The 14,174-nt window shown below is 61.8% G+C and carries 15 protein-coding genes; 5 read left to right on the top strand and 10 right to left on the bottom strand.

The window, feature by feature from the left end:
- The first annotated feature begins 25 nt into the window (after positions 1–25).
- Positions 26–1,615, top strand: coding sequence for a DUF5060 domain-containing protein (locus ACI3KW_RS16505; protein ID WP_404848984.1), 1,590 nt, complete (start codon positions 26–28; stop codon positions 1,613–1,615).
- 21 nt (positions 1,616–1,636) lie between these two features.
- Here the strand turns inward: ACI3KW_RS16505 and ACI3KW_RS16500 are convergent, their stop codons facing one another.
- From ACI3KW_RS16500 to ACI3KW_RS16480, 5 genes are all read right to left on the bottom strand, one after another.
- A complete protein-coding gene (locus ACI3KW_RS16500) occupies positions 1,637–2,614 on the bottom strand; it encodes an ABC transporter ATP-binding protein (RefSeq protein WP_404848983.1) in 978 nt (325 codons plus the stop codon).
- On the bottom strand, positions 2,611–3,582 hold the full coding sequence (locus ACI3KW_RS16495) for an ABC transporter ATP-binding protein (RefSeq protein ID WP_404848982.1): 972 nt from the start codon (positions 3,580–3,582) through the stop codon (positions 2,611–2,613). The genes ACI3KW_RS16500 and ACI3KW_RS16495 overlap by 4 nt, the downstream gene beginning before the upstream one ends.
- Positions 3,583–3,584: 2 nt before the next feature.
- Positions 3,585–4,493 carry an ABC transporter permease gene (locus tag ACI3KW_RS16490; RefSeq protein ID WP_404848981.1) on the bottom strand — a complete coding sequence of 303 codons (909 nt, stop codon included), beginning with the start codon at positions 4,491–4,493 and terminating at the stop codon, positions 3,585–3,587.
- On the bottom strand, positions 4,490–5,410 hold the full coding sequence (locus tag ACI3KW_RS16485; RefSeq protein ID WP_404848980.1) for an ABC transporter permease: 921 nt from the start codon (positions 5,408–5,410) through the stop codon (positions 4,490–4,492). Before ACI3KW_RS16485 ends, ACI3KW_RS16490 begins: the two co-directional genes overlap by 4 nt.
- Before the next feature lie 62 nt (positions 5,411–5,472).
- Positions 5,473–6,945, bottom strand: a complete 1,473-nt coding sequence (locus ACI3KW_RS16480; RefSeq protein WP_404849058.1) for an ABC transporter substrate-binding protein — start codon at positions 6,943–6,945, stop codon at positions 5,473–5,475.
- Positions 6,946–7,119: 174 nt separating this feature from the next.
- Between ACI3KW_RS16480 and ACI3KW_RS16475 the strand changes: the two genes are divergently transcribed.
- From ACI3KW_RS16475 to ACI3KW_RS16465, 3 genes are all read left to right on the top strand, one after another.
- Positions 7,120–7,905: an IclR family transcriptional regulator gene (locus tag ACI3KW_RS16475; protein WP_404848979.1), complete on the top strand. Its 786-nt coding sequence runs from the start codon at positions 7,120–7,122 to the stop codon at positions 7,903–7,905.
- Between the two features lie 70 nt (positions 7,906–7,975).
- Positions 7,976–8,689, top strand: a complete 714-nt coding sequence (locus ACI3KW_RS16470) for a ribonuclease activity regulator RraA (RefSeq protein ID WP_404848978.1) — start codon at positions 7,976–7,978, stop codon at positions 8,687–8,689.
- Between the two features lie 171 nt (positions 8,690–8,860).
- Positions 8,861–9,211, top strand: a complete 351-nt coding sequence (locus ACI3KW_RS16465) for a TfoX/Sxy family protein (RefSeq protein WP_404848977.1) — start codon at positions 8,861–8,863, stop codon at positions 9,209–9,211.
- 245 nt (positions 9,212–9,456) lie between these two features.
- On the opposite strand, the gene ACI3KW_RS16460 is transcribed toward ACI3KW_RS16465, so the two are convergent.
- Genes ACI3KW_RS16460 through ACI3KW_RS16450 form a run of 3 tightly spaced genes read right to left on the bottom strand, consistent with a single transcriptional unit; the run spans position 9,457 to position 11,232 of the window.
- Positions 9,457–9,741 (bottom strand): nuclear transport factor 2 family protein, encoded by a 285-nt coding sequence (locus ACI3KW_RS16460; protein WP_404848976.1) that lies wholly within the window; start codon positions 9,739–9,741, stop codon positions 9,457–9,459.
- A gap of 1 nt (position 9,742) precedes the next feature.
- A complete protein-coding gene (locus ACI3KW_RS16455; RefSeq protein ID WP_404848975.1) occupies positions 9,743–10,558 on the bottom strand; it encodes an MBL fold metallo-hydrolase in 816 nt (271 codons plus the stop codon).
- A 41-nt stretch (positions 10,559–10,599) separates the two neighbouring features.
- Entirely contained in the window at positions 10,600–11,232 is a 633-nt protein-coding gene (locus tag ACI3KW_RS16450; protein WP_404848974.1) for a DsbA family protein, read from the bottom strand.
- Positions 11,233–11,342: 110 nt separating this feature from the next.
- On the opposite strand from ACI3KW_RS16450, the gene ACI3KW_RS16445 reads away from it, so the two are divergent.
- On the top strand, positions 11,343–12,257 hold the full coding sequence (locus tag ACI3KW_RS16445) for a LysR family transcriptional regulator (RefSeq protein ID WP_404848973.1): 915 nt from the start codon (positions 11,343–11,345) through the stop codon (positions 12,255–12,257).
- A gap of 77 nt (positions 12,258–12,334) precedes the next feature.
- On the opposite strand, the gene ACI3KW_RS16440 is transcribed toward ACI3KW_RS16445, so the two are convergent.
- The gene (locus ACI3KW_RS16440) at positions 12,335–13,075 is read right to left on the bottom strand and encodes an FCD domain-containing protein (protein WP_404848972.1); all 741 of its coding nucleotides are present in this window, start codon (positions 13,073–13,075) and stop codon (positions 12,335–12,337) included.
- Between the two features lie 29 nt (positions 13,076–13,104).
- Complete coding sequence (locus tag ACI3KW_RS16435) at positions 13,105–14,169, bottom strand: Gfo/Idh/MocA family protein (RefSeq protein WP_404848971.1); 1,065 nt, start codon at positions 14,167–14,169, stop codon at positions 13,105–13,107.
- Positions 14,170–14,174: the final 5 nt, after the last annotated feature.

Genomic DNA, 14,174 nt, shown 5'->3' with positions numbered 1-14,174 from the left:
CCTCATTTAGACGACAGGATAGATCATGACCAATTCTGCAACGGCCAATGGCGCCGCAACGCTGTGGGCCACGTTCGAACTCACGCTTTCTGGCCCCATGGAAGGCAACCCGTTCAGGGATGTAGAGCTGCGCGCCAGCTTCCGCCAGGGCGACCGGCAGGTCCCGGTCACCGGCTTTTATGACGGCGGCGGCAACTACAAAATCCGCTTTCTGCCCGATACGACGGGGAGCTGGAGCTATGTGACGTCGAGCAATGCCCCGGCGCTGGATGGCATCAACGGAACGATCGAGGTCGGGCCGGCCAAGCCTGGGCACCATGGCCCCGTGCGCGTGTCGAACCGCCATCACTTTCGCCATGCCGATGGCACCCGCTACATCAATATCGGCACCACCGCCTATGTGTGGAACCTGCAAGGCGATGCGCTCGAAGAGCAGACGCTGGCGACGCTGGCCGAAGCGCCCTTTACCAAGATCCGCATGTGCGTGTTCCCCAAGCATTATCGCTACAACGAGGTCGAGCCCGAGCTTTATCCCTTCCCGCTCATCAAGCAGGGCAGTAGCGAGTGGGGCGGCAGCTTCAACGGCGATTATGGTTGGGAGTTCGATTTCGACCGTTTCGAGCCGGCCTATTTCCGGCATCTGGAAAAACGCATCAATGATCTGGCGGCGATCGGTGTCGAGGCCGATCTCATCATCTTCCATCCCTATGACCGCTGGGGCTTTGCGCGCATGTCGCCCGAACAGGACGACACTTACCTGCGCTATCTGATCGCGCGCCTCGCCGCCTTCCCCAATGTGTGGTGGTCGATGGCCAATGAATATGACTTCATGTTCACCAAGACGCTCGACGACTGGAACCGCTGGATCGACATCGTCGCCGAGGCTGATCCGCATGGGCATCTGGTGTCGGTGCACAACGGCTTTGCCCCGTTCGACTACAGCCACCCCAAGCTGACCCATGTCAGCATCCAGCGTCCCTATACCGAGCGCAGCATGATCTGGCGGGAGCAATTCAATAAGCCGGTCTCGCTCGACGAGGTCTGCTACGAGGGGGATATCGCCGAAGCCTGGGGCAATATTTCGGGCCGCGAGCTGGTGCACCGCTTCTGGAAGGGCACAGTCAATGGCGGCTACGTTACCCATGGCGAAACCTATTACAATGACAGCGAGACGCTATGGTGGGCCAAGGGCGGCAAGCTGATTGGCGACAGTGTCAGCCGCATTGCCTTCCTCCGCCGCATCCTTGAGGCAGGGCCGGACGAGGGGCTGGACCCGGTGCCCAGCACCGGTCACTACCAGATCGAAATAGCAGGCGGGCTGGATCATGCCGACCTGCGCAAGCTGATCGCGCCATTTCCCGGCCAGGAAGGCTGGAGCCGCGTCGGCATGCATTTCGCCACCGCCGGGCAGCCGCACCGCTATTATCTGAGCTATTTTGGCGAGAACCAGCCGGGCGAAGTGGCCGCCAATGTGCCGCCGGACGAGCGTTACACTGCCACCCTGATCGACACCTGGGAGATGACCGAAACCGAGATCGCCAGAGATGTCGAGCGCGGCCAATTGCTACACTTCAAGCCGAAACCATACCAGGCACTGCTGCTCCGGCGTGCGTGAGGAGACAGTTTTCATCCTGCCCTACGCCAAATCAGGCATGGTTTCGGCGTAGTGGCAGGCGGTTAGAAGACTGGTGTTCCCATGGGCCACCAGCTCAGGTGCTTCCACGGCGCATTTTTCGGTTGCTTTCCAGCATCTGGTGCGGAAACGGCAGCCGCTGGGCGGATTGGATGGGCTGGGCAAGTCGCCTTGCAGCACGATGCGGCGGCGCATGCCGCGGAGCGTCGGATCGGGGGTTGGCACAGCGGAAAGCAAGGCCTGGGTATAAGGGTGCCGCGGAGCCGAGAAAATCTCTTCGGTCGGCCCGGTCTCGATGATGCGCCCCAAATACATGACCATGACGCGATCCGAGACGTGCCGCACCACCGCCAGATCATGGGCGACGAACAGCATGGCCAGGTTTCGCTCCTTGCGCAGGCGGGCGAGCAGATTGATCACCTGGGCCTGGACCGATACGTCGAGGGCCGAGACCGGCTCGTCACAAACCAGCAGCGACGGGTTGAGCGCCAGCGCGCGGGCAATGCCGAGCCGCTGGCGTTGGCCGCCGGAGAACTCGTTGGGATAGCGCAAGGCATGTTCCGGACGCAGCCCGACCGCCTCGAGCAGCCGTGCGGTCTCGGTCGACCATTGGGCGCGCGGCAGGACATCGGGATGCAGCGCCCATGGTTCGGACAATAGCCGGTCGACGCGCATGCGCGGATTGAGCGATTGATAGGGATCCTGGAAGACGATCTGCATCTTGCGCCGCATGGCGCGCAATTCAGCACCCTTGGCCTGGGCGATGTCGACACCATCCAGCATGGCGTGACCCGCCGTAGCGGCGTTGAGACGCAACAGCGTGCGGACCAGGCTCGTTTTGCCGCAGCCGCTCTCGCCAACCAGGCCCAATGTCTCGCCCTTGGCAATGGAAAAGCTCACGCCATCGACGGCGCGGACCGGCGCGGAGCCGCCACCGAAGTGCTTGCTGAGATTATCGACTTCAAGCAGTGGCGCGCTCATGCGGCGTTCCCCGGAAAATGGCAGGCGGTCAGACGCCCTGGTCCGGCATCAGCAAGGATCGGGACTACCTGGGCGCAAAGCTCCTTTGCCCGCGGACAGCGGGTGCGAAACGCGCAGCCGAATGGCAAATCGGCGGGATTGGGCGCCGATCCGGGTATGGGCACCAGTTCCGATGTCGCCACGTCGATACGTGGTTGCGAAGCCAAAAGGCCGATGCTGTACGGATGGTGCGGGTCGGCAAACAGCTCATAAACGCTGGCCTGTTCCACAATGCGCCCTGCATACATGACGGCTACGCGATCGGCGAGTTCGGCCACCACGCCGAGATCGTGAGTGATGAAAATCATCCCGGCGCCGCTGCGCTTGCGGATGGTATTGAGCAGATCGACAATCTGCGCCTGGATGGTGACATCCAGCGCCGTGGTGGGCTCGTCGGCAATGATGATGTCGGGTTCGAGCGCCACAGCCATCGCAATCATGATGCGCTGGCGCATGCCACCGGAGAATTCATGCGGATACTGCCGGGCCCGTTTGGCTGCATCAGGAATGCCCACCGCATCGAGCAGGTCGATGACCGCGCCCTCGATCTCGCCCGCTGGCTTCTTGTGGTGGATGCGGAACATTTCGCCGATCTGCCAGCCAATCGAATAGACCGGGTTGAGCGCAGCCAGCGCATCCTGGAAGATCAGGGCAATACGGGTGCCACAGATCGCCCGCCGCTCCCGATGCGGCAGATCAAGCAGGTCAGTGCCATCGAAAGTGATCGAACCGCCATCGATGGCACCCGGTGGATTGGGCACCAGATCCATGATTGCCGAGGCCGTCACCGACTTGCCGGAGCCGCTTTCGCCAAGCAGCGCCAGGACTTCGCCGCGTTGCAGCGAGAACGACACACCATTGAGCGCCTTGATGCGGCCAGCGGCGGTGTCGAAGGAAACGGCGAGATCGCGAATGTCCAAAAGGGTCATGGTCATCGCTTCCGGCGGATCAGCCGCCAATGCTGGGACGGATCGTTGACGATGCGGAACCAATTGGCGAGCAGGTTGAAACTCATGGTGGTTAGCATGACGGCAAGGCCGGGGAAAAAGCCCAGCCACCATGCCGAAGACAGGTATCCCTGTCCTTGGGCAATCATCAGGCCCCAGCTGACTGCAGGCGGCTGCACCCCCAGGCCCAGATAGCTGAGCCCGGATTCAAACAGCATGACCATGGCAACATTCACCGAGGCCAGGGTCAGCATTGTCGGTGCGACGATGGGCAGGATGTGGTTACGGATGATCCAGATCGGCCCGCCGCCAAACACACGTGACGCATCGACAAAGAGCCGTTCGCGCACCTCCAGCGTCTCCGCCCTGGCGACGCGGATGTAGGAAGGCATGCGGGTAATCGCGAGCACGATGACGAGGTTGGTGACGCTCGGACCGAAGAGATAGAGCCCGACCAACGCGACCAGCAGGGTCGGAAAACCCATGACGACGTCGGAAATGCGCATGATCAGCGCGCCCACCGGGCCGCCAAAATAGCCCGCAATCAGGCCAAGCATGGTGCCCATGACCAGACTGAGCAGAACGGTCAGCAATGCAATGCCGATCGAAGTCAGCGCTGCTTCTGCAAGACGACCCAGTAGCGAGCGGCCCAGGGAATCGGCGCCGATCCACAGCCGCCAATCCTGAGTAAAGTCGAACGGCGGCAGATTGCGTGCCTTGAGCGCGATGCGGCTCCCGCTGAAGGCCCCGAATGTATCGGCCAGGATCAGCGCGAGAACCAGCACCAGCCAAATGACCGAGCACAACGCCATCGGGTCGCCGGCCAGCGCACGGGCAAACCATGTGAAGCGACTTGCCTTGCGTGCGGGCACAATCCCGGAAATCTCGGTCATTCCACCCTCACGCGCGGATCGATGGTGGCATAGAGAATGTCGACCAGGATGTTGATGAGGAAGATGACCACAGCGACCGCAAAGATCGAGCTTTGCACGATGGCGAAGTCGCGGCGCAGGATGCCATCGATCAGCAGCTTGCCGATGCCGGGGAAGCCGAACACCACTTCGACGACGCCGCCCCCACCGGCAAATTGGGCTGCGAGGTCGCCTGTTACGGTGACTGCGGGCAGCAGAGCATTGCGCAAGGCATGCACGAAGCCGACGCGCCCCTCACGAGCCCCCTTGGCACGCGCAGTGCGCACATAACTGGCATTGAGCGCCTCGATCATCGAGCCGCGGATAATCTGCACCAGCATGCCAAAAGGCCGCGCCATCAGGCAGACGACGGGAAGCACCCAATAGGCCGGTCCGCCAAAGCCGGAGGTGGGCAGCAGTCGCAGATTGACGGCAAAGACCAGCACGCACATCAGGCCAAGCCAGAAATCGGGGACACTGGCGGCCGCTTGGCTTACGACATTGATGACGCGATCAACGGCGCTGCCGGCATTGGCCGCGGCAATGACGCCGACAAGAGCCGAGATCGCAAAGGCCAGTGCCAGCGCAATGGCGCCCAGTGCCAAGGTACGCGGCAGTGCTTCAAGCACGACCTCCATTGCGGGCCGATTGTGCCAGAGCGAAGTGCCAAAATCGAGCCGCAGCACATTGAACAGGAATTCGAAGAACTGAACCACGAGCGGCCGGTCCAGACCCAGCTGAATCCGCATGGCGTCGCGTGCCGCCTGGGAGGCGTCCACCGGCAGGTAAAGATTGACCGGATCACCCGTCAACCGCACGAGAAAAAAGGTCGCCGCCATCAGTGCCAGCAGGGCCAATGCCGCAAGCGCCGTGCGTCTGAGGAGGATTTTGGGTGACATGGACCTGAATGCTTTGCGTGGTGTCCGCCGCCCCGGTGGCCGGCGGACTTTAGAATTGCGGCTTACTTGTAGCTGATCGAACGCAGCTTGATCTCGTTGCCGGCCTGAACGTCCGGCACATAATTGAGATCAGGCGAGACACGAGCGATCGTCACCATATGGAACAGCGGCACGATGTTGATCGCTTCCACCGCAATGTTGGCGAAGGCCTGCTGGAACAGCGACTGGCGCTCGTCACCGGTGGCTGCCGAGGCCCTGGCGATAAGATCGTCCACTGTTGGATCGGCAAGCGTCGAGGTGTTGCCGCCCGAGGTAAAGCGGTTCGGCAGGGTGAACACGGCGTCACCTTCGGTATTATCGATCTGGGTCTGCAGGAGGGACGGTTGGCGCTCTGCCGGAAAGGGTCCGATCAGCTTTTCCAGCCAGGGCGTGGTTTCCATCATTTCGAGGCGAGCGTTGAAACCGACGTCGAGCAGCATGGCCTGAATGGCTTCCATGCTCTCGGCCGAGTTCGGATAGATACTGATACGACCGTAAAGCACGATCTCGGTATCGACCGGCACGCCGGCGGCACGCGCCTCATCCAGCAGCGCGCGAGCGCGATCGGGATCATAAGGCCAGACCGGAATGTCCGGATTGTAGCCGAACACCGACGGCAGCACGACCTGCATGGCTTTGGTGGCGCCCTCGTTGAACACCGTGCCGATCAGCCCGTCGCGGTCGATAGCCATGTTCAGCGCTTCTCGCACGCGCTTGTCATCGAGCGGGGCAATGGCCTGGTCGATACGCAGCAGCGAGGTCTCCGCATTGGGGAAGGCAATGTCGTTGGCGCTGGTGGCGTCCTGGGGGGCGATTTCGAAGGCGATCTGCGCCTCACCGGTATCGACCATGGCCGCACGCACTGCAGATTCGCCACGCCAGACGATATTGGCATTGGCGATGGCCGGCTTGTCGCCCCAATAGCCGTCAAAGGCTTGCAGGGCAACGGACTGGCCGGCGGTCCAGGCCTTTAGGGCATAGGGACCAGTGCCGATCGGCTCGCGAGTCTTGGCATCGGCCGGGGTGACAGGTGCACCGATGTCGAGCGCTGACAGCTTGTTGGGCAGGATCGGCTCGACGGTTCCTGTCTTGATCACCAGCGTTGTGGCATCGACCGCTTCGCCGGTGAACGTATTGCCCTGCAGCGTCGCGAGGCCAACTTCGCAGCCGAGATCTTGATTGGTGGCGCGCGCCAGTGCGGCAACGACGGCTGCCGCGTCGAAGGCGCTGCCATCATGGAACGTGACGCCTTCGCGCAGCTTGAATTCCCATGTCAGGTCATCGATCTGGCGCCATTCGGTGGCCAGGCTGGGCAGAACTGCGCCATTGGCCGGGTCCAGATTGACCAGGGTTTCGGTGACATTGTTGCGCAGGATGCGGGCGTTGTTCGACAGATCGGTGTCGCAGGGGTCCAGCGACTTGGGCTCGTCGGTCACCACCACTGTCACCAGATCGGACTGCGCCAATGCAGGCTGGACCAGCGCAGTGCTGAGCATGGTGGCGATGAGAAGCGCGCTCCCGCGGAGCGTGGACTTGTGCAGCATTGATATTCCTCCCTGTACCGATGCTCACAGATGGATTAGTTTCAAATACGACATCGGGTATGGACAAGACACATCACATCGCTATTCCCCTGTCAAGTTTAGTTCCAAATAGGGCATGCAAGTTTCATGAATGAACTTAGACATGGATCGCCAGTCGTTGAAAAGACCGCCCATCTGCTAGGCGCCATCGCCGAGGCCAAGCATGGCATCTCGCTTTCCGACTTGGTCGAACAGCTTGGCGTCGCCCGGTCCACGGTCTACCGCATCCTCAATTCGTTGGCCGCTCACGGCCTCGTCGCCCGCGTCAATGGCGGCGCGACTTATCAACTCGGGCCGCGCTTCATCGAATTGGCACGGCGCATTTCGCCGGGCGCCGATCGCGCCACCATGGCCGAAGCCGCCCATCCCATCATGCAATCGGCGGCCGATCGCATCCGTGAATCGTTCAAGCTGTCAGCGCCCGAGGGCGATGAAATGTTGACCATCCTAGCGACGCAAAGCCCCGCGGAATATGCAATTTCCGTTCGTGTTGGCAGCCGCTCACCCAAGCATGTCGGCGCTTCCGGCAAGCTCGCTTTGGCCCATTCGAGCGACGAGGCCATTGCCGAATATTGCGCCAAGGGCCTACCCGCCCGCACCGCCCATACCATAACGGATGCCGACGTGCTGATGGACGAGTTACGCCGCATCCGCGACGACGGCTATGCCGAAGACAACCTGGAATCCAGCCAAGGCCTGCGCGCCATCGCGGCTCCCGTCTTCGACGCCGCCGGCGCGCTGGTTGCCGCTGTCAGCGTTCCGTTCATCGGCGACGCAACGCCGGATCGCAAGCGCACTATCCGCAAGGAAGTGACCGAAGTGGCCGACAGCCTGACCCAGCTTCTTGGCGGCGCTGCGCAAAAATCCAAATAAGAAACCTATGGACCCCTATTGAACTTTTCTGCACCAGCCTGCTATGTGACTGGCGACAGAGGAGGAGCGCATGACGGGTCTTAGCGCCGAGACGATCGAAAAACTGAAGACGACCAATTCGGCCACGCTGAGCACGCTGCTGCTCAAGCGCGGATTGCGCAACACCGCCATCCGCGGCGTGCGCCCTCTGCGGACCGATCTCGAACCCATGGTGGGACCGGCCCTGACGGTGCGTTATATCCCGGCCCGTGAGGACATCGACGGTTCCGAATACAGTTCCAGCCCGGACAATTTCCAGCGCAAGGCGATCGATACGATCGAAGCGGGCCATGTGCTGGTGCTCGACTGCCGCAACATCCCCGAGATCGCCGGCATTGGAGCGGTGCTGATGCGCCGGCTGATTTTCCGGCAGGTCGCCGGCGTGGTGCTGGATGGCGGCGTGCGCGATTCCATGGACATTGCCGAACTGGGTCTGCCCACCTTCTGCACTGGTGCCGCCGCACCGGCAAACCTGGTCGCGCACCACGCCTCCGACATGAACCAGCCGATCGCCTGTGGTGGGGTTGCTGTCTACCCCGATGACGTCATGTTCGGCGATGCCGAAGCCGTCATCGTCATCCCGCGCAAGTGGGCCGACGAGATTGCCGACGAGGCGGTGGCAATGGACCGGCAGGAAGAATTCCTCAAGCTCGAGATCGAGTCGGGCAAGCCGACCGTTGGCGTCTACCCTCCCAACGCCGAAACCCAAGAACGCTACAAGGCCTGGCTGGCAAGTCGCGCGTAGTTCTTCGCCACAATCGGCCGTGCAAGTGCCGCTGAGCCTACTCGGCGGCACTGGCGCGACCGGCGTGGACCAACTCGATCTGCTTCGCCACCTGACTGGGCTGGGTAAATATGAGGTCGGTCTCGACCAATCTCATTCACGCGCCTATCATCCCAGCAAAGGACAAAGCAGATGTCGAAGCAATCCGAACAGACCAGGCATCTTGCCGAGCACTATGTCGATCAGCTGTCGGATTGGGCCAAAATCACCACAAAGCCGCTGTTCGGTGCGGTGGCGCTCTATCGCAATGAGCATGTCTTTGCCATGGTCTGGCAGGGCGCGCTTTACTTCAAGGTCGATGCCGATTCACGCCCGGAATACGAGGAAGCGGGTTCTCAAGCGCTCGGCTATACGACTGAAGGCCAGGATCACGCGCTCAAGTCCTACTGGGCCGTTCCCCCCGACATACTCGAAGATGACGACAGTCTCCGGGAATGGGCAGAGCGCGCCTACCAAGCGGCGTTGAAGAGCGGGCGAACTTAACCCGATACGCCGCTTTGCAGGTCGCAGTCTGGCCAGTGCCCCCGGCGATATGGGTCGGGGCAGTGTCCTGGGCATGCACCGGCACGGCCGATCCCGCGACGGAGGCTACCAAGGCACTGCCTTGTCTCCTTTAGATCTTTGCGAGGTTTAGCTGAGTGCGCGGGATACCAGGACAGTGTCGACATACTGGGTCATGCGCATGATCTTGCCGTCCTTGAGGTGGTAGAGATGGGCAAAGGGCGAGGTCATGGACTTGCCCGTTGCGTTATAGGTGCCGGAATAGACGCCGCAACGCGATCGCCATCGGCAAGATAGGTGTGGACCTGGGCGCGATAGCCCGTCCATTCCGTCTGAAGACGGTGGAATACGCCGGCGATCACCGCCTCCGGCCCGACATAGGTTCCCGCATAGGGAAAGCCCTCTGCCTCGGTCCATTCGACATCGGCGGATAGTACGGCCCGCAGGTTGCGGCCGTTGTCCGCCGAGGTTCCTTCATAAGTGCTTCTCATCAGTTCGAGATTGGTGCTCATTTCAACCCCACTGCATTTCGCCGGTGGCGACCTTGGAGCCAATGTCGAGAGCCACGCCCATGCCCAGATCGGGGAAGCGGACTTCCATTGCGGTCTTGAGCTTGGTGGAGTCTCCACCTCTGGCCAGTTCTTCTTCGAACGCCAGCAGATAAGCCTTGGTATGCTCGATCGCGGCGAGACCCGTCGCGGCCGCCGGATCCATGTGGCCCGGAATGACGATGGCAGGATGGCGGGCGGCAATCGCGTCGAGATTGGCAATCCAGGCCGCACGCTGCTCTTTGGTGGGGGTATCGGCCGTCCAGACATGCACGCCCGAAAAGATCAGCACACCACCAAAAACGGCATTCAGCGTGGAGACCCACAGATAGCGGCGATTGGCGAGGCCCTCGGCCGCAACGATTTCGACGGTTTCACCATCCACGGTCAGTGTCGGGCCATCGAATGCCTCGGGGAAAATGATATCGGCCTGCGTCTGCGGTCCATTCTCGTTGAGCTTGGGTCCCCACGCGGCCAGTTTCTTGTCCACATTGCCCTTGAGGGCGTCCACCGTGGCGGAAGCGGCAATGACCTTGGCGTTGGGGAAAGCTTCGAGCACCGGCTTCAGGCTGAAATAATAGTCCGGGTCGGACTGGCTGATATAGATCGTGGTCAGCGTCTTGCCCGTCGCCGCTATGGCCTGCGCCAGCGCGCGCCCATCGGGATAAGTGAAGCCGCCATCGATCAATAGCGCCTCGCTCGGCCCGGACAGCAACACCGGCGCCCGGAAGAAGCCGTTCCCACCGGCAGGAAAATGGGTCCAATTCAGGGTAATTGTCATGGTGGTCACTCCTTGGTGAAAGTCGTAATCGTTGCGAGGGTTCAGGCGGCTTCGAGCTGAGCCGCCAGGATTTGCGGGTCGCCAAACAAAGTGCCGCTGGGCAGCAGGCGACGTTTGTCGTCTTTGCCAATGATCAGCGCCGGCACGCCATTGGCGCTGAAACGCGCCATGTCGGCACGGGCGGCCTTGATCCGCGTCCGGTAGGCTGCCAGCAATTGCTGGTCCGGTGCCCGAAGACGACCAGCGGCATCGCTGAAACCGGCAGCCGCGAGGATGTCGATCACAACGTCCATGTTCCCGTTGTCCCGGCCATCGACATAGCGGGCCTGCTGGAGCGCCTTGAGCGCCGCCATCTCCTGGGCGGGCGCCTGCAGGCCCACGGCGACAATGGCCAAAGTTGCCGGCGCGGAGTCGAAGGTGGAGCCGACCGCGCCAAGCACCTGCTGGCGGTAGGTCTCGCTGAAAGCCTGCCCCGTCAGGCGGGCGATGCGCTGATCGTTCTGCCAGGCATAGGCGGCGAAGGATTGATCCATCGGGCGGGCGCCTTCGCCGGCAAACAGGCCGGTGGGCGACAATTGGATGGTGACGCCGCCCAGCCGGCTGATTTGCTCAAGCGCGCCGGTGGCGCCATAGCACCAGCCGCAAAGGGGGTCGAACAGGTAGGTGATGTGCATGGGCCCGATGTCCTCAAAATTGTTGGCTGGAAGCTATGCCTCCGCCATTGATTGATCGAGAGCATCAAACCTGACACAATGTTTTCCTTTGACATACAATCGGACAGACGATGCAGGCCATCAGACTCAACCGGCTCGCCTATTTCTCCGCCGTGGCCGAAACCGGCTCCTTCACCAAGGCGGCCGAGCGGCTGGGGATCACCAAAGCGGTGGTCAGCCAGCAGGTTAGCCGTCTCGAAGAAGAGCTGCAGACCAGCCTGCTGGTCAGGACCACGCGACGGGTCGAGCCAACCGAGGCCGGACGGCTGCTACATGCCCGATGCGTAATGATCTTCGGTGCAGTGGAAGAAGCCATTGGCGAGATCGCGCAGATCAATTCTGAGCCTACCGGGACCCTGCGAATAGCGGCGCCGAGCGATTACGGCGCAGCAACGATTGCCCCGCTCATCGCCGCATTCACCCGAAGATACCCAGCCTGCAATGTCGAATTGCGGCTCTCCGATACCAAGGTCGACCTCATTGCCGATCATTTCGATCTGTCCATCCGCGTCGGCTGGCTGGACGATTCCAGTTATCAGGCCCGGCGTATCGGTTCGTTCCGGCAATTGCTGGTGGCTTCGCCGGAGCTGCTGCAGGCCGAGACTGCAATGGTACCGGAGGATCTGGTCAGCCTGCCCTTCATTGCCAATGCCTCCCTCAAGGAGCCATTGGTCTGGCGCTTCACCAAGAATGACTTCGACCCCACAACGGTCAGGCTCCGCCAGAGCATCCTGACCAATTCCACGCCAGCCGCCATGGCCGCCACTCTGGCCGGCGGGGGGATATCAGTCTTGCCGGACTTTCTGGCCGCGGAACATTTGGCAGCCAATAGGCTGGTCCAGCTCGTGCCGGCCTGGGATTTGCCCGCCGGCGGCATCTATGCCGTCTATCCGGCGGCCCGCTTCCGGCCACCCAAGGTCATCGCCTTCGTTGCCATGCTGTCGCAGCATCAGCAAAGCAGTCGCAGCATCGCGCCGCCTTTATAATGCTAGTCCCATTATGGGCGATCGTTGCGCCGACCACGGCCCAGGCATCTATCGCAACCTGATCGCTTGACCAGCCCCTACTCCGTGACCACGCGGCCGCGTTCGTCGGCTTCGAGCAGTTCATTGGTGACGTTGCGGATATGGCGGGCCATTGCCTTGTAGGCGGCGTCGGGATGGCGCATGCGCAGGGCCGAGAGGATCGCGTGATGATCGCCGATCCAGAGCGGGCGCACGCTTTCGGCGTGGATGTGCTCGTGTAGCTTCTTCCACATCAATGATTCATCGCGCTGCGCCCATAGCGCCTCGATCATCGAGACGATGATGGCATTGTTGGTCATCCTGGCAATCGTCATGTGGAAGTCCCGATCGCCCTTTTCCTGCAGCAGGACCACTTCGGTTTCCTGCTCCATCTGGGCGATGCATTCTTCCAATACCAGAATATCGTAATTGGTCGCCCGCTCGGCAGCCAGCGCCGCGGCGCTCGACTCGATGGCAAGGCGCGCTTCCAACAGTTCGAACGGTCCGGGCCCGATGTCGCTTACGGACAGCTCGAAGTTCACCTGCGACAGCCGGCTGGGCAACACCATGATCCCGGCCCGGCCGCGCACTTCGACGATGCCGCGCATTTCCAGTGCGATCACAGCCTCGCGCACCACTGGGCGGCTGACCGAAAGTTCTTCGGCCAGTTCCCGCTCCGATGGCATGCGCCAGGACTTATCGGCAGCATTCTGCTCGATCAGCCTGGCGATTTGGCGCGCAACGACCTGGTAGAGCCGTTGATTGCCCTGCAGCCGCGGATAGCTCCGGTCCTTTTGCATCTTTGACCTCCCAGCCGTCGGCCCGCCGATCAAGGGAGCCAGGAGCCATAAAGCGGATGCGCTGGCGTGATTGGCAATTGTGACGGCTGGCCCGTTCTCTGGGAATGATACGCGGCGGTCACCAAAGCAAGCGAATTGCGCGCATCTTCGAGGGTCACTGGTGGCTCCCCCCCGGTCATCACCGCTTCGTGGAACAGCTCGAACTGCCTGGTATAGCCATCTTCGGTGACCTGGTGCTCGGCGAGCGCCGCATCGATCCTGGCCTGGTGCTCCGGCCTGCCGGCGATGAAGGTCCAAGGGTCACGACCCATCGTATAGGGCTCCAGAATGCTCTCAGCCACCATTTCACTGAAGCAGAAGCGCAGGCGGGAGATTTCCTTGCGCGACCCCAGAGTCATGGACAGGGCGGCGAGCGAACCGTTCGCCATCTTGACCGAGAGGGTCATGGTGTCCTCGACCTCGATCTTGTTCACCAAGGTCGCGCCATGGGCGAAGATTTCGGCACAGGCGCCGTGGACATAGTTGAGCATGTCATGGGCGTGAATGGCGTGGCCGAGCAGGCCGCCGCCCAGTTCGCTTGCCCATTTGCCGCGCCATGGCACCTCGTAATAGGCCGGCCCCCGCCACCAATGTGTTTCGACCGTGGTGAGGAACGGCCTGCCGGCCAGACCCAGTTCGATCAGCCGCTTGAGCTTTTGCAACCCGGTGCCGTAGCGGTACTGGAAGATGGGCATGAATTTGCGATCGGTCTTGGCGACGATTTCGCTCATCGCATCGACATCGGCGATGGAGCCGAAAAGCGGCTTCTCGCAGATGACGTGCTTGCCCGCCTCGATGGCGCGTTTTGAGAGCGCGAAGTGGGAATCGGGCGGCGTGCAGATGTCGATGACATCAAGATCGTCGCGCGCGAACAGGGTTTCGACGTCGCTGGTATATTCGCCGACGCCAAATTCAGCGACGGCCTGGCGGCCGCGGTCCTCATCAAGGGAGCAGAGCACGGGAACCTCGAACAGGTCCTTGTTCCAGTTGTAACCGGCCAGGTGCCGCTGGGCGATGCCGGCGCCAATCAGGCCGACGCGCAGTTTCCGGGTCATGGGAG

It is taken from the genome of Devosia sp. ZW T5_3 (genome assembly GCF_044987315.1).
Classification (GTDB): Bacteria; Pseudomonadota; Alphaproteobacteria; order Rhizobiales; family Devosiaceae; genus Devosia.
This window is presented reverse-complemented; position numbering and strand designations above follow the sequence as displayed.

What these genes read in the sequence shown, in the direction of transcription:
- ACI3KW_RS16465 (WP_404848977.1), top strand. Translation starts at nt 8,861, where the DNA reads ATGTCGAAGCAATCCGAACAGACCAGGCATCTTGCCGAGCACTATGTC.
- ACI3KW_RS16445 (WP_404848973.1), top strand. Translation starts at nt 11,343, where the DNA reads ATGCAGGCCATCAGACTCAACCGGCTCGCCTATTTCTCCGCCGTGGCC.
- ACI3KW_RS16500 (WP_404848983.1), bottom strand. Translation starts at nt 2,614, where the DNA reads ATGAGCGCGCCACTGCTTGAAGTCGATAATCTCAGCAAGCACTTCGGT.
- ACI3KW_RS16495 (WP_404848982.1), bottom strand. Translation starts at nt 3,582, where the DNA reads ATGACCCTTTTGGACATTCGCGATCTCGCCGTTTCCTTCGACACCGCC.
- ACI3KW_RS16460 (WP_404848976.1), bottom strand. Translation starts at nt 9,741, where the DNA reads ATGAGCACCAATCTCGAACTGATGAGAAGCACTTATGAAGGAACCTCG.
- ACI3KW_RS16435 (WP_404848971.1), bottom strand. Translation starts at nt 14,169, where the DNA reads ATGACCCGGAAACTGCGCGTCGGCCTGATTGGCGCCGGCATCGCCCAG.
- ACI3KW_RS16505 (WP_404848984.1), top strand. Translation starts at nt 26, where the DNA reads ATGACCAATTCTGCAACGGCCAATGGCGCCGCAACGCTGTGGGCCACG.
- ACI3KW_RS16490 (WP_404848981.1), bottom strand. Translation starts at nt 4,493, where the DNA reads ATGACCGAGATTTCCGGGATTGTGCCCGCACGCAAGGCAAGTCGCTTC.
- ACI3KW_RS16440 (WP_404848972.1), bottom strand. Translation starts at nt 13,075, where the DNA reads ATGCAAAAGGACCGGAGCTATCCGCGGCTGCAGGGCAATCAACGGCTC.
- ACI3KW_RS16450 (WP_404848974.1), bottom strand. Translation starts at nt 11,232, where the DNA reads ATGCACATCACCTACCTGTTCGACCCCCTTTGCGGCTGGTGCTATGGC.
- ACI3KW_RS16475 (WP_404848979.1), top strand. Translation starts at nt 7,120, where the DNA reads ATGAATGAACTTAGACATGGATCGCCAGTCGTTGAAAAGACCGCCCAT.
- ACI3KW_RS16455 (WP_404848975.1), bottom strand. Translation starts at nt 10,558, where the DNA reads ATGACAATTACCCTGAATTGGACCCATTTTCCTGCCGGTGGGAACGGC.
- ACI3KW_RS16485 (WP_404848980.1), bottom strand. Translation starts at nt 5,410, where the DNA reads ATGTCACCCAAAATCCTCCTCAGACGCACGGCGCTTGCGGCATTGGCC.
- ACI3KW_RS16480 (WP_404849058.1), bottom strand. Translation starts at nt 6,945, where the DNA reads ATGCTCAGCACTGCGCTGGTCCAGCCTGCATTGGCGCAGTCCGATCTG.
- ACI3KW_RS16470 (WP_404848978.1), top strand. Translation starts at nt 7,976, where the DNA reads ATGACGGGTCTTAGCGCCGAGACGATCGAAAAACTGAAGACGACCAAT.